We start from the raw sequence: 15,779 nt of genomic DNA, 5'->3' as shown, positions 1-15,779 counted from the left end.
GCCATCGCAATGGGATGATCGCCGACTGTTTGACCTCGATCAGCTCCCGCATGCCCGACCACGCCATCTCCGCGCGCCGCTGGTACGCCCTGCCCCTGCTGGCGCTGGGCGCGGGCGGGTTCGCCGCCGCGTGGACGCTGCTGGCGCTGCTGCTGGAACGCCAGTGCGCCTGGCTGTCCCTGCTGGCCGCCGCGGACATGGTGCTGCTGCTGAAACTGTCCGGTCTTGCGGGCGGGAAACGACGCGCCGGCTGGGCGGTGGCGACGACCGCATGCGTGATCGGCACCGCCAATTTCCTGATCACCGCTGGCGAAGTCGGGAAGAGTTTCGGCCTGCGCCCATGGGAATCGGCGCTGCAGTTGGGGCCGGGCTATGCCTGGCTGCTCACGCGCCTGGCCAACAGCGACTTCGACCTGCTGCTGTACGCCGCCAGCCTGCTGCTGGCGGCGTGGCTGGGCCTCAGTGCCCGCCGTCCAGCGCCTTCAGCTCGCTGACCAGCGCGCTCGCCATCTCGCTGCCGTCGCCGTACAGCATGCGGGTGTTGTCGGCGTAGAACAGCGCGTTCTCGATGCCGGCAAACCCGGTGCCCTTGCCGCGCTTGATGACGATGGTGTTCTTCGAATTGACCACGTCGAGGATCGGCATGCCGTAGATCGGGCTGGCCGGGTCGGTCTTGGCCACCGGGTTGACCACGTCGTTGGCGCCGATCACCAGGCTGACGTCGGTATTGGCGAACTCCGGGTTGATGTCGTCCATGTCGGCAATCAGGTCGTAGGGCACGCCGGCCTCGGCCAGCAGCACGTTCATGTGCCCGGGCATGCGCCCGGCGACCGGGTGGATGGCGAATTTCACCTTCACCCCGCGCTCCTGCAGGCGCTGGGTCAGCTCCCAGATCTTGTGCTGCGCCTGCGCCACCGCCAGACCGTAGCCGGGCACGATCACCACGCGCTCGGCGTAGGCCATCATCGCGGCCACGTCGGCGGCCTCGATCGGTTTCATCGCGCCGCCGATGGCCTGCATCTGCGCGCCGCCACCGCCGAAATCGGAGAACAGCACACTGCTGATCTTGCGGTTCATCGCCTTCGCCATCAGCCGCGTGAGCAGCATGCCGGCCGCGCCTACCATGGTGCCGGCGATGATCAGCGCCTCGTTGCCCAGCACGTAGCCTTCGAACGCCACCGCCAGGCCGGTGAAGGCGTTGTACAGCGAGATCACCACCGGCATGTCGGCGCCGCCGATGGGCAGCGTCATCAGCACGCCGAGGGCGAGGGCCAGCACGAAGAAGGCGACGATCCACGGCATCGCCAGCGTAACCAGCGCCATCACCCCACAGACCACCGCCGCCAGCGCGACCAGCGCATTGAAGTACTGTTGGCCGGGGAAGGTGTAGCGCTTGTCCATGCGCCCGTCGAGCTTGGCCCAGGCGATGATCGAACCAGTCAGCGACACCGCGCCGATCAGCGCGCCGACCACCGCCAGCGGCAGGCCGACGTTGAATTGCGTGGTGGTGACGCCATTGGTGGTCGTCATCACGAAGCCGACCACCTGATGCGCGCCCGGCTGCGCGGCCAGCCTGACCAGCTCCACCGCGCCGATCGCGGCCGCGGACCCGCCGCCCATGCCGTTGAACAGCGCCACCATCTGCGGCATGTCGGTGAGCGCCACCTTGCGGCCCCAGACCCAGTTCAGGCCGACGCCGATCACGATTGCCGCGATCATCAGTCCGATGTTGTGCAGTCCCGGCAGGAAGAAGGTGGCGACGGTCGCGATCAGCATGCCCGCGCCGGCCCACTGGATGCCGCTGCGCGCGGTCTTCGGGCTGGCCATGCGCTGCAGGCCCAGCAGGAACAGGGTGGCGGCGACGAAATAACTCAGCTTCACCAGCAGCTCGGTCATGCCGCGCCCCCGGGCTTCTTCGAGGCCTTGAACATCTCCAGCATCCGCTCGGTCACCACGTAGCCGCCGGCGGCGTTGCCCGCACCCAGCAGCACCGCGACGAAGCCCAATGCCTGCTCCAGCGGAGTGTTCGCCTCGCCCAGCACCACCATCGCGCCGATCAGGACGATGCCGTGGATGAAGTTGGAACCCGACATCAGCGGCGTGTGCAGGATCACCGGCACCCGCGAGATGATGACGTGGCCGGCGATCGCCGCCAGCATGAAGATGTACAGCGCCACGAACCCGTCGCCCACGATGCCGCTCCCCGGTTGCCTGTCCGCATCATAAACACGGCTTGCGGCGACGCGCCATGTCAACCGCGGCCGGGCCCGTGCGTTTTCCAGCGCATGGCCGGCGCAATCCCGCGCCGCCTCAGCCACCTGGGCCACCATGCTGCTGCTCGCCACCGCTAAGCTTGGACCGGTGAACGCCGAAGTCCCGCCGCCCCAGCCCGAGCCGGTCACGCTGGAGACATTCCTGCGCGGCATCGACGCGCGCGCCTTCCGCTTCGCCGAGCTGGGCCTGCGCCATCGCGAGGACGCGCTGGACGCGGTGCAGGACGCGATGCTGAAGATGCTGGCCTACCGCGACCGGCCGGCGTCGGAATGGAGCCCGTTGTTCTGGAGCATCCTGCGCAACCGCATGGTGGACATGCAGCGCCGCGGCCTGCTGCGGCTGCGCTGGCTGCTGCCCGGCAGCACCGACAGGGACGGCGAAACGCTGGACTGGGCGGACGATGCGCCAGATCCCTCGCGCAGCCATGACGGCCGCGAAGCGTGGGAACACATCCGCGCCGCCCTGCGCAGGCTGCCGGCGCGCCAGCGCGAGGCGTTCACCCTGCGCGTGCTGGAGGAGCTGGACGTGGCCGACACCGCGCGCGTGATGGACTGCAGCGAAGGCTCGGTAAAGACGCACCTGTCGCGCGCGCGCGCGGCGCTGCAGAAGCAACTGGAGGATTTCCGATGAACACCCACCCGACCGACCGACTGCCGATGGATGCAGGCGCCGACGCCCGCTTCGACGCCGCCATCCGCACCCGCCACGCCACCGCGCTGGCGCAGCTGTCGCCGCAGGTGCGCGCACAGCTGGCACAGCGCCGGGTCGCCGCGCTGCGCGGCGAACGGCCGGGCGCGCGCCGGCACCGGCTGCGCTTTGCCGTCGCCGGCTTCGCCGCGCTGTCCGCGCTGGCGCTGGGCGTGCGCCTGTACCCGCAGGAAGCGCCGCCCGGGGCCGCGCCGGCATCGACGCAGCTTGCAAACAGCACCGGCGGCAGCCTGCCGCTGGACGAGGATCCCGATTTCTATGCCTGGCTGGGTTCGGCGGATGCCCCCCGGCTGGCAATGGAGTAAGCCATGTATCGCCACTTCGCCCCCCTGCTCCTGCTCGCCACTCTTGCGCTGGCGCCCACCACCGTCCTCGCACAGGAGGCCAAGGCCGACGCCATGCCGGCGTGGGACCAGCTCACCCCCGCCCAGCGCGAGCTGCTGATCGCGCCGGTGCGCGACCGCTGGAACCGCGAGCCTGAAAAGCGCGAGCGCTTCATGGCGTACGCCGAGCGCTGGAAGTCCATGCCGCAACCGCAGCGCGAGCGCGCACGCCACGGCATGCAGCGCTGGGAAGGGATGACGCCGGAGCAGCGCGAACAGGCGCGTGCGCTGTTCCACGCCGTGCGCGGACTGGACAAGGACGCACGCCATGACTTCATGGAGAAGTGGCGCCAGATGACGCCGCAGCAGCGCAGCGACTGGGTGAAGACGCACCCCGCGCCGGAGCGCCGGGGACACGACTGATCAGCTGGCCGGCGCCGCCCGCTCCGGCCAGACCGTCTTCGCCAGCAATTCGTCGTTCCAGTCGAACGCCAGCGCGCCGTCCTTGAGCAGCAGGCTGACGAAATTGAACACGTTGCGGGCGAACATCTCGCTGGCGTGCTGGGCACCCATCGAGGCCAGATCCAGCGGGCCGGCGATGGTGACGCCGCCGCTCTCCACATTTTCGCCGGGCCGGGTCAGCTCGCAGTTGCCGCCGGTTTCCGCGGCCAGGTCCACGATCACGCTACCCGGCTTCATCCCCGCCACCATCGCCGCTGAGACGATCTTCGGCGCCGGCCGCCCCGGCACCGCGGCGGTGCACACCACCACGTCGATGTTCTTCAAGTGTTCGGCCAGCCGGCGCTGCTGCTCGGCGCGCTCCTCGTCGGTCAGCGCACGCGCATAGCCGCCCTCGCCCGCGGCGCTGACACCGAGGTCGAGGAACTTGCCGCCCAGCGACTCGATCTGCTCGCGGGTTTCCGGCCTGACGTCGAAGCCCTCCACCTGCGCGCCGAGGCGCTTGGCGGTGGCAATCGCCTGCAGCCCGGCCACGCCGGCGCCGACGATCAGCACCTTCGACGGTCGGATGGTGCCGGCGGCGGTGGTCAGCATCGGGAAGAATCGCGGGGCCAGCTGGGCGGCGATCAGCACCGCCTTGTAGCCGGCCATGCCGGCCTGCGAGCTGAGCACGTCCATCGCCTGTGCGCGGGTGGTGCGCGGCAGCCGCTCCAGCGGGAAGGCGACGATGCCACGCGCGCGCAGCGCCTCACCGCGTTCAGGGTCGGCCTGCGGATGCAGGCTGCCCACCAGCACCGCCCCCTGCTTCAGCCCGGCGATGGCCGCATTCGATGGCGGCTGCACGCAAGCCACCAGATCGGCGTCGGCAGTGGCGTCTTCCGCCAGCTGCGCACCGGCGGCGACATAGGCCGCGTCGGGAAAGAACGCGCCAACGCCAATCCCCGGCTGTACCCGCACGGTGGCGCCGGCCGCCACCAGCTTCTTGCAGGTTTCCGGACTCAGCGCCACCCGGCGCTCGCCCGCCGCCGTTTCCCGCGCCACGCCCACGATTACCGCCGTCGCCGCCATCGCCCGCTCCGCGTCAGATTGGATTCCGCATCCTACCGTTACCATGGCCCTCCCCCGCAAGCTGGCCCGCCATGCTGACTCTGGATGCCCTCGACAGCCGTCGCTCCACGCCCACCCGCCAGCTGTGCGAGCCCGGCCCCGACGAGGCCCAGCTGCTGCGCATGCTGCATACCGCGGTGCGCGTGCCCGACCACGGCAAGCGGGTGCCGTTCCGCTTCCTGCGGATCAAAGGCGACGCCCGCACCGCGCTGGCCGAAGCCGCCGCGGCGCGCCTGCTGGTCCGCGAGCCGGAGGCGGGCGAAGCGGTGGTGGAGAAACTACGGGCCCGCTTCACCCTGCCGCCGCTGACGGTGGCGGTGATCGCGCGGCTGGATGAAGACGCGCAGATCCCTGCCTCCGAGCGTTTTTCCAGCGCCGCCTGCGTCTGCCTGCTGCTGCTGCAGGCCGCGCAGGCCGAAGGCTACGGCGCGCAGTGGCTGACCGGGTGGCCTGCCTACGACCGCGAATTCCTCGAAACCACGCTGGGGCTTGCAGCCGACGAACAACTGGTGGGCACCATTGCCATCGGCACGCCCGCGCTGCAAGCCCCCGAACGCGACCGGCCCGATCCGGCGGCGCTGCTGCGCGATTGGCATCGGTAGGATCGCCATGCCGCAGCCCACGCTCCACCTCGTCGACGCCTCGCTGTACGTGTTCCGCGCCTGGCATTCGATGCCGGACGAATTCCACGACGCCGACGGCTGGCCGACCAATGCGGTGCACGGCTTCGCCCGCTTCCTGCTGGAGCTGCTGGAACGCGAGCGCCCCGGTCACGTGGTGGTGGCCTTCGACGAGGCGCTGGACTCCTGCTTCCGCAATGCGATCTACCCCGCCTACAAGGCCAACCGCGACCCCGCGCCTCCGGAGCTGCGCCGCCAGTTCGCCTGGTGCAAGGCGCTGTGCCAGGCGCTGGGCCTGGCCACGCTGGCGCACGCCGACTACGAGGCAGATGACCTCATCGGCAGCGCCGTGCACCGCGCGCGCGCGCAGGGTTTCCGCAGCGTGATCGTTTCCGCCGACAAGGACCTGTCGCAGCTGCTGCACGATTTTGATGAGCAGTACGACTTCGCCAAGGGCCAGCGCTGGGGCGCGGCCGGGGTGAAGGCGCGCCACGGCGTGCACGCGCACCAGATCGCCGACTACCTGGCACTGACCGGCGATGCGGTGGACAACATCCCCGGCGTCACCGGCATCGGTCCGAAATCGGCGGCGGTGCTGCTGGCGCATTTCCAGTCGCTGGACGCGCTGCTGGCGCGCATCGACGAGGTACCGTTCCTGCGCCTGCGCGGCGCCGCCACCCTGGCCACGCGCCTGCGCGAGCAGCGCGAACACGCCCTGCTGTGGCGGCAGCTGACCACCATCGCGCTGGACGCGCCGCTGCCTGAGCACACCTTCGCGCGTGGCCGCGGCGATGCCGACGAGCTGGCCGCGCTGGCCGACTGGGTGAAGTTCGGACCGATGACGCGCAAGCGGCTGATCGACGCGGCCGGCCTGTAGCGCCGCGTTCGGCGCAGGGTGTGCTGCGGTTTGCTTCTGCCGTTCACTCGCACCCCCATCCGTTTCCGAGCACCGGGGCGCTGCCACGGTGCGAACGAAGACAGTCACCCGCCTGCGTTAGCATCGGCGGATGAGCAACCTCAAACAGACACTCTACGAAGGCCAGTGGCTGCGGCTGGTGCGGATTGGCCACTGGGAATCCTGCGAGCGCACGCATGCGCAGGGCATGGCGGTGATCGTGATCGCGGTGACGCCGGCCGACGAGGTGCTGTTCGTCGAACAGTTCCGCATCCCGCTGGGCGCGCGCACCATCGAGATGCCGGCCGGGCTGGTCGGCGACGACCACGCGGAAGACACCCTGGTGGATGCCGCGCGGCGTGAGCTGATCGAAGAAACCGGCTGGTCGCCGGGCCGCGTGGACGTGCTGCTGACCGGCCCCACCAGCTCCGGCATGAGCAACGAACGCATCGCCTTCGTGCGCGCCCGCGAGCTGGTGAAGGTGGGCGATGGCGGTGGCGTGGACGACGAGAACATCATCGTCCACGCGGTGCCGCGGAACGAGGCGCCGGCGTGGCTGATGCGCAAGCGCGCCGAGGGTTACGAACTCGACCTCAAGCTGTGGGCCGGGCTGTGGATGATCGACCACAACCCGGACGGCAGCCCGGCGGACTGAAGGCTCAGGCGCCGGCGTAGCGGTCGGTTGCTTCCACCAGCGCCGAAGTGTTCTCGGCCTCGAACGCGGAGTGGCCGGAGCCCGGGCTGACGACGAGTTCCGACTTCGGCCAGGCCTTGTGCAGGTCGAACGCGTTCTGGATCGGGCAGACCACGTCGTAGCGACCGTGCACGATCACGCCGGGGATGTCGGCGATCTTGTGGACGTCGCGCAGCAGCTGGTCTTCCACTTCGAAGAAGCCGCCGTTGACGAAATAGTGGTTCTCGATCCGTGCGAACGCCAGCGCGAATTCGGCGTCGCCGTGGGTATCCGCGTAGTCGGCCGGAATCTGCAGGTAGCTGGTGCCGCCCTCCCAGATCGCCCAGGCGCGCGCCGCGGCCAGCCGCACCTGGGGATCATCCGAAGTCAGCCGGCGGTGGAAGGCGGAGATCAGGTCGTGGCGCTCGACCGGCGGAATGGCCTCGATGTAGTGCTGCCACGCATCCGGGAACAGCCGCGAGGCGCCTTCCTGGTAGAACCATTCCAGTTCCCAGCGCCGCAGCATGAAGATGCCGCGCAGGACCAGCTCGGTGACCCGCTGCGGATGGGCCTGCGCATAGGCCAGCGCCAGCGTCGAGCCCCAGCTGCCGCCGAACACCTGCCAGCGCTCGATGCCCAGCCGCTCGCGCAGCTTCTCGATGTCGGCAACGAGGTCGCCGGTGGTGTTGTCGACCAGGTCGGCATGCGGCGTGCTGCGGCCGGCGCCGCGCTGGTCGAACAGCACGATGCGGTACTTCGCCGGGTCGTGGAAGCGGCGCATGTTGTCGCTGCAGCCGGCACCCGGGCCACCGTGCAGCAGGACCACCGGCTTGCCGTTCGGGTTGCCGCACTGCTCCCAGTACAGGGTGTGGCGGTCGTCGACCCGCAGGGTGCCGGTTTCGTAGGGGGCGATCTCGGGATACAGCGTGCGCATGGCGGAAATCCGTGCGGTGTGGGGGCGCACATTGTAGTGCGGCGCCCGCACCGCAGCCCCGCGCAGGCCTGCGCTACAGATGTCGCCCGAGGGTGATGCGGTCGCGACCTTCGAGGTCGCGCGCGGTGGCGGCATCGACGAAACCGGCTTCGGCCAGCAGCGCGCGCACCGCCTCGCCCTGGTCCCAGCCATGTTCCAGCAGCAGCCAGCCGCCGGGGCGCAGGCAGGCCGGCGCGTCGCGCACGATGATGCGGATCGCATCCAGCCCGTCCGGCCCGCAGGACAGCGCCATCGCGGGCTCGAAGCGCAGGTCGCCCTGCGAGAGGTGCGGGTCGCCGTCGGCGATGTAGGGTGGATTGCTGGCGATCAGGTCGAAGCATTCGCCCGCCAGCGGCGCCAGCCAGCTGCCCAGGCGGAATGCCACGTTGCCGATGCGGTTGCGCACCGCGTTGCCGCGGGCCACCTCCAGCGCCTCGGGGCTGGCATCGGTGGCCACCACGTGCGCCCGCGGCCGCTCCTTGGCCAGGGCCAGTGCGATCGCGCCGCTGCCGGTGCCAAGATCGGCCACCCGCACGGGCGCAACGGCAGGCAGCCGCGCCAGCGCCAGCTCCACCAGCAGCTCGGTTTCCGGGCGCGGCACCAGCGTGGCGGGGGTCACCGCCAGGTCCAGCGTCCAGAACCCGCGCGAGCCGGTCAGGTAGGCCACCGGCTCGCCGGCAACACGGCGCGCCAGCAGGGCGTCGAAGCGCGCCGCGTCCGCCTCGCCCAGCAGGTCGTCGGCATGTGCGAACAGCCAGCTGCGCGGTTTGCCCAGCGCGTGCGCCAGCAGCAGCGCGGCATCGGCAGGATCGATCAGGTCGCGGGCGCGGGCCAGCAGGCGGGTGGCGGTAGGAACATCGACAGTCATCGCCAGATGGTAGCCAGCGCACGCGTTGACGCCAAAGAAAGGCGCCGCCGCGCAGCATGGTTGAGCCAAACATCAATAGCTAACATCTATCAATTGAATGGCAATAATCAATTTCCAATATTGATTGCCGCCGCCTATGCTGGCCCCCGTTGCAGAGCATTCCACCCCAACCACCCGAGGAGCACATCCATGTCCCTGATCAATACCCAGGTCCAGCCGTTCAAGGCCAACGCGTACAAGAACGGCCAGTTCATCGAAGTGACCGAGAAGGATCTGCAGGGCAAGTGGTCCGTCCTGATCTTCATGCCGGCCGCCTTCACCTTCAACTGCCCGACCGAGATCGAAGACGCCGCCGAGCATTACGAAGAGTTCCAGAAGGCCGGCGCCGAGGTCTACATCGTCACCACCGATACCCACTTCAGCCACAAGGTGTGGCACGAAACCTCGCCGGCCGTCGGCAAGGCCAAGTTCCCGCTGGTGGGCGACCCTACCCACGCGCTGACCAACGCCTTCGGCGTGCACATCCCGGAAGAGGGCCTGGCCCTGCGTGGCACCTTCGTGATCGACCCTAGCGGCACCATCAAGACGATGGAGATCCACGACAACGCCATCGCCCGCGACGTCAGCGAGACCGTGCGCAAGCTCAAGGCGGCCCAGTTCGTCGCCAGCCATCCGAACGAGGTCTGCCCGGCCAAGTGGAAGGAAGGCGCGAAGACCATCACCCCGTCGCTGGACCTGGTCGGCAAGATCTGACCCCAGCACGCGCGCCCTCTTCCGCAAGGGAGAGGGTTGCGCGAAACCGATGCCACGCGCCGGTTTCGCGCAACCCTTTCGTCGCCCGTCCGCGCCGGCAACGCCGCGCGCATCGGCAACGCCTACCCGAATCCCGAACCCCCGCAGGAGACAGCCATGTTGGATGCCGCCCTCAAGACCCAGCTCGCCGCGTATCTGGAAAAGCTGCAGCAGCCGATCGAACTGGTCGCCTCGCTGGACGATTCCGAGGCTGCGCGCGAACTCGACGAACTGCTGGGCGACATCGCCGCGCTGTCGCCGAAGATCACCCGCGCCAGCGGCGACGACGCGCGCAAGCCGTCGTTCCTGATCCGCCGCACCGGCAGCGACGTGCAGGTCGGCTTCGCCGCGATCCCGCTGGGCCACGAATTCACTTCGCTGGTGCTGGCGCTGCTGCAGGTCGGCGGCCATCCGGTGAAGATCGACGATGCGCTGGCCGAGCAGGTGCGCAACCTGCCGGGCGATTACGCCTTCGAAACCTACATGTCGCTGCACTGCCAGAGCTGCCCGGACACGGTGCAGGCGCTGAACGCGATGAGCGTGCTCAATCCGCGCATCCGCCACGTGGCCATCGACGGCGCGCTGTTCCAGGCCGAGGTCGAGGCCAAGCAGATCCTGTCGGTGCCCACGATCTACATGAACGGCGAAGAGTTCGACGCCGGCCGCATGAGCATCGAACAGGTGCTGGCCAAGCTCGACACCGGCGCCGCGGCGCGCGCCGCGGAAGCGCTGAAGGAGCGCGAACCGTACGAAGTGCTGATCGTGGGTGGCGGCCCGGCCGGCGCGGCGGCGGCGATCTACGCCGCGCGCAAGGGCATCCGCACCGGCCTTGTGGCCGAGCGCTTCGGCGGCCAGGTGCTGGACACCATGTCGATCGAGAACTTCCCGTCGGTGGAGTACACCGAAGGGCCGAAACTGGCGGCCTCGCTGGAGGCACACGTGCGCAGCTACGGCGTCGACGTGATCACGGCGCAGCGCGCCAAGGCGCTGCACCCGGCCGGCGCGACCGGTGACATGACGGGCGTGGAGCTGGAGAGCGGTGCCACCCTGCGCGCGCGCACCGTCATCCTTGCCCCGGGTGCACGCTGGCGGCAGACCGGCGTGCCCGGCGAAGCCGACTACCGCACCAAGGGCTTGACCTACTGCCCGCACTGCGACGGCCCGCTGTTCAAGGGCAAGAAAGTGGCGGTGATCGGCGGCGGCAACTCCGGCATCGAGGCAGCCATCGACCTGGCCGGCGTGGTCGAACACGTCACCGTGCTGGAGTTCGACGGCAAGCTGCGCGCCGACGACGTGCTGCAGCGCAAGCTGCGCAGCCTGCCCAACACCGCGGTGCACCTGAACGCGCAGACCACCGAGATGGTGGGCGACGGCGCCAAGCTGACCGGCCTGCGCTTCACCGACCGCACCAATGGCCAGGTGAGCGACCTGGAGTTGGCCGGCGTGTTCGTGCAGATCGGCCTGCTGCCCAATACCGAATGGCTGAAGGGCGCAGTGGAATTGTCCCCGCGCGGCGAGATCGTGGTCGACGACCGCGGCCAGACCAGCGTGGCGGGCGTGTTCGCCGCGGGCGACGCCACCACCGAGCCCTTCAAGCAGATCGTGGTGGCGATGGGCGCCGGCTCGACCGCCGCGCTGTCGGCCTTCGATTTCCTGATCCGCCACTCTGCCCCGGCGGCCGTGGCGCAGGCGGCCTGAACGATGGCCACCCGGCCGTTCGACCTGCAGCGCCTCGACCACGTGGTGCTGCGCGTGCGCGATCTCGACCGCAGCGAAGCGTTCTATCGCGCGCTGCTGGGCTGCGAGGTGGTGCGGCGTCGCGACGATCTCGGCCTGCGCCACCTGCGCGCCGGCGCATCGATGATCGACCTGGTCGCGGTGGACGGGAAGCTGGGCCGGCGCGGCGGTGCGGCGGCGGGCGCGGAAGGCCGCAACCTCGACCACCTGTGCCTGCGCATCGAGCCGTTTGACGAGGCCGCCATCGTCGCCCATCTTGCCCGGCATGGCGTTGCGCCGCACGGACCCGCGGCCACCAACCTCGGCGCGGAAGGCGATGGCCTTTCGCTCTATTTCGACGATCCCGACGGCAATACCGTCGAACTCAAGGGCCCATCCGCTTGAATCTGCGCGATCTCCGTTACCTCGTCGCCCTCGCCGACCTGCGCCATTTCGGCCGCGCCGCGGATGCCTGCTTCGTCAGCCAGCCCACGCTGTCCACCCAGATCCGCAAACTGGAGGAGGAGCTGGGCGTGGTGCTGATCGAACGCGCTCCGCGCAAGGTCATGCTGACCGCGGCCGGACAGGATGCGGTGCAGCGCGCGCGCCGGATCGTGGCGGAAGTGGACGAGCTGAAGGAGTCGGCGCGGCGCAGCCGCGACCCCGCCTCCGGCGCGCTGCGGCTGGGCGTGTTCCCCACCCTCGGCCCCTATCTGCTGCCGCACGTGGTGCCGCAGCTGCGCGAGCGCTTCCCGCAGCTGGAGTTGCTGCTGACCGAGGAAAAAAGCGACGTGCTGCTGGCGCGCCTGCGCGAAGGCAAGCTGGACGCGGCGCTGCTGGCGCTGCCGCTGCACGACGACCAGCTGCACGCGCAGTTCCTGTTCGAGGAGCCGTTCCTGCTGGCCGCGCCGCAGCAGCACCCGCTGGCGCAGGCAAAGTCGCTGCGCGTCGATGCGCTGGGCGATGAAACCCTGCTGCTGCTGGAGGACGGCCACTGCCTGCGCGACCAGGCGCTGGACGTGTGCCGGCTGTCGGGCGCGCAGGAGAAGACCGGCTTCCGCGCCACCAGCCTGGAGACGCTGCGGCAGATGGTGGCTGCCGGCGTCGGCGTGACCCTGCTGCCGGCGCTGTCGGTGCACGACCCGATCGTGCAGCCGGCCGGCATCCGCCTGGTGCGTTTCGCCGAGCCGGCGCCCAGCCGCCGCATCGCGCTGGTCTGGCGCAAGTCATCGGCGCTGGACGGCTTCCTGCAGCAGCTCGCCGAGGTGATCGGCACGCAGGCGCGGGCACAATTGGCGCAGGACTGAGGGCGGCCACAGCCGCGACGACCCGGCTTACGCCTCCTGCGCGGCATGGTCCTGCCGGGACTTCATCCCGGCCACGAAGATCCCGGCCAGGCTGACCGCCAGCCCCAGCCACTGCCGCGGCGAGATGCTGGTGTCCAGGAACACGACATCGAGCAGGTAGGCCACGATCGGCTGCGCCAGCAGCAGCAGGCCGGCCAGCGCCACCGGCAGCACGCCCATCGCGCGCGAGATCAATACCCAGCTCAGGCAATGGCCGACCGCCGCCAGCGCCAGCAGCACGCCCCAGCTGCGCAGCGATGGCGGCGCGAACACCTCGCCTTCGGCCCAGCCGATCAGCCCCAGGCACAGCGCGCTGCCAAACGCGGCGTAGCACAGCACCTGCTCCACCGGCACCCGCGCGTGGCCCACTCCAGCCTCGGCCTGCGAACGCTTGATGCCGACGTTGTAGGCGGCGTAGCACACGCCCGCGCCCAGCCCCAACCACACCCCCCAGCGGTACTGGGCCGGCAACGTGGCCCAATCCGCGCCCAGCAGCAGCCACAGGCCGAAGAACGCCAGCAGCACGCCGGCAACAAAGCGCCCGTTCAGCCGCTCGCCGAACAGCAGCACGCCGGCCAGGGCCATGAAGAACACCTGCGCATTCGCCAGCAGGGTGGACAGCCCCGGCCCCACCAGCAGGATGCTCTTGTGCCACATCCACAGGTCGACCGCGAACGCGAGCACCGGCACCGCCAGCCACCGCCACGCCTTGCGCGGCAGTGGCTGCCAGCCGTGCCGCGCGCTCACCAGCGCGGCCAGCATCACGCCCGCCAGCAGCATCCGCCAGAACGCCACCGCGGTCGGCGGCATCGCCGCCATCCGCACCATCAGGCCGTTGCTGCCGATGATCGCCGCGCCAGCCAGCAGCTGCAGGCCGGCCGCCCGCTGCGGATGTGCGGCGCTCATGCGGGCTGCGCGCCGGGCAGCTCGTCTTCGTCGTCGATCGGCAGTGCGCACTCGCCCAGCTGCAACGCCATCACCACATCGCGCGCCTGCGGCCACGCCGCATCGGGCACCATCACCCCGATCAGCCCGAACACGCCCAGTTCGCCGATCCCGCCGGTCAGCGCCTCGCCGCGCACGAACGCGGGAATGCCCTCGGCCTCCAGCGCCTGCCGGACCAGATGGGCATCGATCAGGTTGGCGGCTTCGTACACGCTGCGCATCGGCACTCCTTAGGTTGCGGCAAGCGTACGCCCCGTCGCACCACCGCGAAACACTTGCCAGACGCGGCTCGGATAAACTACCGGACTACCCAGCAAGCACCCACGCCGTGTCCTCGACCCCCGCCCCGCCCGCCGCCGACGCCCCCGTCCGCACCGATTTCATTCGCCAGATCGTCAGGGACGACCTGGCCTCCGGCAAGCACAGCGCGATCAAGACGCGCTTCCCGCCGGAACCCAACGGCTATCTGCACATCGGCCATGCCAAGGCGATCTGCCTGGACTTCGGCGTTGCGGCCGAGTTCGGCGGCGTCTGCAACCTGCGCCTGGACGACACCAACCCGGCGCGCGAAGACCCCGAGTACGTGCGCGCAATCCAGGACGACGTGCGCTGGCTGGGCTTCGACTGGCACAGCCTGCGCCACGCCTCGGACTACTTCGGCGTGTACTACCTTGCCGCCGAGAAACTCATCCGCGACGGCAAGGCCTTCGTCTGCGACCTCAGCGCCGAACAGGTGCGCGAATACCGCGGCAGCCTGGTCGAGCCGGGCCGCAATTCGCCGTTCCGCGAACGCAGCGTCGAGGAGAACCTGGACCTGTTCCGGCGCATGCGCGCCGGCGAGTTCCCGGACGGCGCGCGCACCCTGCGCGCCAAGATCGACATGGCCAGCGGCAACATCAACCTGCGCGACCCGGCGCTGTACCGGATCAAGCACGTGGAGCACCAGAACACCGGCAATGAATGGCCGATCTACCCGATGTACGACTTCGCCCACGCGCTGGGCGACGCCGTCGAGGGCATCACCCATTCGCTGTGCACGCTGGAGTTCGAGGACCATCGCCCACTGTACGACTGGTGCGTGGACCACGTGGATCTGGCCGGCAACCCCGAGCTGCTGGAGCCGCTGGTCGCCAAGGGCCTGCCGAAGGAAGCCGGCAAGCCGCGCCAGATCGAATTCTCGCGGCTGAACTTCAACTACCTGGTGATGAGCAAGCGCAAGCTGATGGCGCTGGTCACCGACAAGCTGGTGGATGGCTGGGACGATCCGCGGATGCCCACCCTGCAGGGCATCCGCCGCCGCGGCTACACGCCGTCGGCGCTGAAGCTGATGGTGGAGCGCGTGGGCATCAGCAAGCAGAACTCGCTGCTGGACATTTCCATCCTCGAAGGCGCGCTGCGCGACGACCTGGATGCGCACGCACCGCGCAGGATGGCGGTCATCGATCCGCTGAAAGTCGTGTTGACCAACCTCGCGGCAGATCACGAGGAAACCCTGACCTTCGCCAACCACCCCAAGGACGAATCGCAGGGCGAGCGCAGCATCCCGTTCTCGCGCGAGCTGTGGATCGAGCGCGAAGACTTCGAGGAAGTGCCGCCGAAGGGTTTCAAGCGCCTGACCCTGAATGGTGAAGTGCGCCTGCGCGGAGCCGGCATCATCCGCTGCGATGAGGCCATCAAGGACGCCGACGGCCGCGTGGTCGAGCTGCGCTGCACGCTGGACCCGGAATCGCGCCCCGGCATGGAAGGCGCCAACCGCAAGGTCAAGGGCACCATCCACTGGGTCAGCGCGAAGCATGCGGTGACGGCGGAAGTGCGCCTGTACGACCGCCTGTTCACCGTCGCCGATCCCGACAACGACGAAGGCGGCAAGACCTACGTTGATTACCTCAATCCCGATTCGCGCAAAGTGGTGACGGGTTACGTGGAGCCGGCCGCGGCGCAGGCGGCAAACGAACAGGGCTTCCAGTTCGAGCGCTTGGGCTATTTCGTCGCCGACCGCTACGACCACAAGACCGCTGCGCCGGTGTTCAACCGCAGCGTGACCCTGCGCGACACCTGGGCGCAGAAGGCCTGACATGGC

General features: G+C 69.5%; 19 protein-coding genes. 12 read left to right on the top strand and 7 right to left on the bottom strand.

Annotated elements, in window-relative coordinates:
- The first annotated feature begins 14 nt into the window (after positions 1-14).
- On the top strand, positions 15-494 hold the full coding sequence (locus G582_RS0114105) for a hypothetical protein (protein WP_051247310.1): 480 nt from the start codon (positions 15-17) through the stop codon (positions 492-494).
- Here G582_RS0114105 and G582_RS0114100 read toward each other — a convergent pair.
- Together G582_RS0114100 and G582_RS0114095 are read right to left on the bottom strand one after the other, a co-directional pair.
- Positions 460-1,896 carry an NAD(P)(+) transhydrogenase (Re/Si-specific) subunit beta gene (locus tag G582_RS0114100; RefSeq protein WP_028840368.1) on the bottom strand — a complete coding sequence of 479 codons (1,437 nt, stop codon included), beginning with the start codon at positions 1,894-1,896 and terminating at the stop codon, positions 460-462. The two genes, G582_RS0114105 and G582_RS0114100, sit on opposite strands and share 35 nt — an antisense overlap.
- The gene (locus G582_RS0114095; RefSeq protein ID WP_028840367.1) at positions 1,893-2,192 is read right to left on the bottom strand and encodes an NAD(P) transhydrogenase subunit alpha part 2; all 300 of its coding nucleotides are present in this window, start codon (positions 2,190-2,192) and stop codon (positions 1,893-1,895) included. The genes G582_RS0114100 and G582_RS0114095 overlap by 4 nt, the downstream gene beginning before the upstream one ends.
- A gap of 139 nt (positions 2,193-2,331) precedes the next feature.
- Here G582_RS0114095 and G582_RS0114090 point away from each other — a divergent pair, with 139 nt between their 5' ends.
- The 3 genes from G582_RS0114090 to G582_RS0114080 are packed head-to-tail and all read left to right on the top strand — an operon-like array spanning position 2,332 to position 3,728.
- Positions 2,332-2,904 carry an RNA polymerase sigma factor gene (locus tag G582_RS0114090; protein ID WP_038054447.1) on the top strand — a complete coding sequence of 191 codons (573 nt, stop codon included), beginning with the start codon at positions 2,332-2,334 and terminating at the stop codon, positions 2,902-2,904.
- Positions 2,901-3,287: a hypothetical protein gene (locus tag G582_RS0114085; RefSeq protein ID WP_051247308.1), complete on the top strand. Its 387-nt coding sequence runs from the start codon at positions 2,901-2,903 to the stop codon at positions 3,285-3,287. Before G582_RS0114090 ends, G582_RS0114085 begins: the two co-directional genes overlap by 4 nt.
- A 3-nt stretch (positions 3,288-3,290) precedes the next feature.
- Positions 3,291-3,728, top strand: a complete 438-nt coding sequence (locus G582_RS0114080; protein ID WP_028840364.1) for a DUF3106 domain-containing protein — start codon at positions 3,291-3,293, stop codon at positions 3,726-3,728.
- Here G582_RS0114080 and G582_RS0114075 read toward each other — a convergent pair whose 3' ends face one another.
- Positions 3,729-4,832, bottom strand: coding sequence for an NAD(P) transhydrogenase subunit alpha (locus G582_RS0114075; RefSeq protein WP_028840363.1), 1,104 nt, complete (start codon positions 4,830-4,832; stop codon positions 3,729-3,731).
- 71 nt (positions 4,833-4,903) lie between these two features.
- On the opposite strand from G582_RS0114075, the gene G582_RS0114070 reads away from it, so the two are divergent.
- The 3 genes from G582_RS0114070 to G582_RS0114060 all read left to right on the top strand — a co-directional run bounded on the left by G582_RS0114070 (position 4,904) and on the right by G582_RS0114060 (position 7,041).
- A complete protein-coding gene (locus G582_RS0114070) occupies positions 4,904-5,473 on the top strand; it encodes a nitroreductase family protein (protein ID WP_028840362.1) in 570 nt (189 codons plus the stop codon).
- A gap of 7 nt (positions 5,474-5,480) precedes the next feature.
- Positions 5,481-6,368 (top strand): 5'-3' exonuclease, encoded by an 888-nt coding sequence (locus G582_RS0114065; RefSeq protein WP_038054385.1) that lies wholly within the window; start codon positions 5,481-5,483, stop codon positions 6,366-6,368.
- Between the two features lie 130 nt (positions 6,369-6,498).
- Complete coding sequence (locus tag G582_RS0114060; protein WP_028840360.1) at positions 6,499-7,041, top strand: NUDIX hydrolase; 543 nt, start codon at positions 6,499-6,501, stop codon at positions 7,039-7,041.
- 4 nt (positions 7,042-7,045) lie between these two features.
- Here G582_RS0114060 and pip read toward each other — a convergent pair whose 3' ends face one another.
- Entirely contained in the window at positions 7,046-7,993 is a 948-nt protein-coding gene (gene pip, locus G582_RS0114055; protein ID WP_028840359.1) for a prolyl aminopeptidase, read from the bottom strand.
- 73 nt (positions 7,994-8,066) lie between these two features.
- Entirely contained in the window at positions 8,067-8,900 is an 834-nt protein-coding gene (prmC, locus tag G582_RS0114050) for a peptide chain release factor N(5)-glutamine methyltransferase (protein WP_028840358.1), read from the bottom strand.
- Positions 8,901-9,089: 189 nt separating this feature from the next.
- Between prmC and ahpC the strand changes: the two genes are divergently transcribed.
- From ahpC to oxyR, 4 genes are all read left to right on the top strand, one after another.
- The gene (gene ahpC, locus G582_RS0114045) at positions 9,090-9,653 is read left to right on the top strand and encodes an alkyl hydroperoxide reductase subunit C (RefSeq protein WP_028840357.1); all 564 of its coding nucleotides are present in this window, start codon (positions 9,090-9,092) and stop codon (positions 9,651-9,653) included.
- Between the two features lie 156 nt (positions 9,654-9,809).
- Positions 9,810-11,390: an alkyl hydroperoxide reductase subunit F gene (ahpF, locus tag G582_RS0114040; RefSeq protein WP_028840356.1), complete on the top strand. Its 1,581-nt coding sequence runs from the start codon at positions 9,810-9,812 to the stop codon at positions 11,388-11,390.
- Positions 11,391-11,393: 3 nt separating this feature from the next.
- On the top strand, positions 11,394-11,813 hold the full coding sequence (locus G582_RS0114035; protein WP_028840355.1) for a VOC family protein: 420 nt from the start codon (positions 11,394-11,396) through the stop codon (positions 11,811-11,813).
- Complete coding sequence (gene oxyR / locus G582_RS16885) at positions 11,810-12,715, top strand: DNA-binding transcriptional regulator OxyR (protein WP_051247306.1); 906 nt, start codon at positions 11,810-11,812, stop codon at positions 12,713-12,715. The genes G582_RS0114035 and oxyR overlap by 4 nt, the downstream gene beginning before the upstream one ends.
- Before the next feature lie 27 nt (positions 12,716-12,742).
- Here oxyR and G582_RS0114025 read toward each other — a convergent pair whose 3' ends face one another.
- Together G582_RS0114025 and G582_RS0114020 are read right to left on the bottom strand one after the other, a co-directional pair.
- Positions 12,743-13,660 carry a DMT family transporter gene (locus G582_RS0114025; RefSeq protein ID WP_028840354.1) on the bottom strand — a complete coding sequence of 306 codons (918 nt, stop codon included), beginning with the start codon at positions 13,658-13,660 and terminating at the stop codon, positions 12,743-12,745.
- Positions 13,657-13,920, bottom strand: a complete 264-nt coding sequence (locus G582_RS0114020) for a putative signal transducing protein (RefSeq protein ID WP_028840353.1) — start codon at positions 13,918-13,920, stop codon at positions 13,657-13,659. The genes G582_RS0114025 and G582_RS0114020 overlap by 4 nt, the downstream gene beginning before the upstream one ends.
- Positions 13,921-14,027: 107 nt before the next feature.
- Between G582_RS0114020 and G582_RS0114015 the strand changes: the two genes are divergently transcribed.
- On the top strand, positions 14,028-15,773 hold the full coding sequence (locus tag G582_RS0114015) for a glutamine--tRNA ligase/YqeY domain fusion protein (protein WP_028840352.1): 1,746 nt from the start codon (positions 14,028-14,030) through the stop codon (positions 15,771-15,773).
- Positions 15,774-15,779 lie beyond the last annotated feature (6 nt).

Source organism: Thermomonas fusca DSM 15424 (assembly GCF_000423885.1).
Taxonomy (GTDB): Bacteria; Pseudomonadota; Gammaproteobacteria; order Xanthomonadales; family Xanthomonadaceae; genus Thermomonas; species Thermomonas fusca.
This window is presented reverse-complemented; position numbering and strand designations above follow the sequence as displayed.

Coding starts and splice junctions, on each gene's coding strand:
- G582_RS0114100 (WP_028840368.1), bottom strand. CDS start 1,896: ATGACCGAGCTGCTGGTGAAGCTGAGTTATTTCGTCGCCGCCACCCTG.
- ahpC (WP_028840357.1), top strand. CDS start 9,090: ATGTCCCTGATCAATACCCAGGTCCAGCCGTTCAAGGCCAACGCGTAC.
- G582_RS0114025 (WP_028840354.1), bottom strand. CDS start 13,660: ATGAGCGCCGCACATCCGCAGCGGGCGGCCGGCCTGCAGCTGCTGGCT.
- G582_RS0114070 (WP_028840362.1), top strand. CDS start 4,904: ATGCTGACTCTGGATGCCCTCGACAGCCGTCGCTCCACGCCCACCCGC.
- G582_RS0114020 (WP_028840353.1), bottom strand. CDS start 13,920: ATGCGCAGCGTGTACGAAGCCGCCAACCTGATCGATGCCCATCTGGTC.
- pip (WP_028840359.1), bottom strand. CDS start 7,993: ATGCGCACGCTGTATCCCGAGATCGCCCCCTACGAAACCGGCACCCTG.
- G582_RS0114035 (WP_028840355.1), top strand. CDS start 11,394: ATGGCCACCCGGCCGTTCGACCTGCAGCGCCTCGACCACGTGGTGCTG.
- G582_RS0114085 (WP_051247308.1), top strand. CDS start 2,901: ATGAACACCCACCCGACCGACCGACTGCCGATGGATGCAGGCGCCGAC.
- prmC (WP_028840358.1), bottom strand. CDS start 8,900: ATGACTGTCGATGTTCCTACCGCCACCCGCCTGCTGGCCCGCGCCCGC.
- ahpF (WP_028840356.1), top strand. CDS start 9,810: ATGTTGGATGCCGCCCTCAAGACCCAGCTCGCCGCGTATCTGGAAAAG.
- G582_RS0114105 (WP_051247310.1), top strand. CDS start 15: ATGATCGCCGACTGTTTGACCTCGATCAGCTCCCGCATGCCCGACCAC.
- G582_RS0114080 (WP_028840364.1), top strand. CDS start 3,291: ATGTATCGCCACTTCGCCCCCCTGCTCCTGCTCGCCACTCTTGCGCTG.
- G582_RS0114060 (WP_028840360.1), top strand. CDS start 6,499: ATGAGCAACCTCAAACAGACACTCTACGAAGGCCAGTGGCTGCGGCTG.
- G582_RS0114065 (WP_038054385.1), top strand. CDS start 5,481: ATGCCGCAGCCCACGCTCCACCTCGTCGACGCCTCGCTGTACGTGTTC.
- G582_RS0114075 (WP_028840363.1), bottom strand. CDS start 4,832: ATGGCGGCGACGGCGGTAATCGTGGGCGTGGCGCGGGAAACGGCGGCG.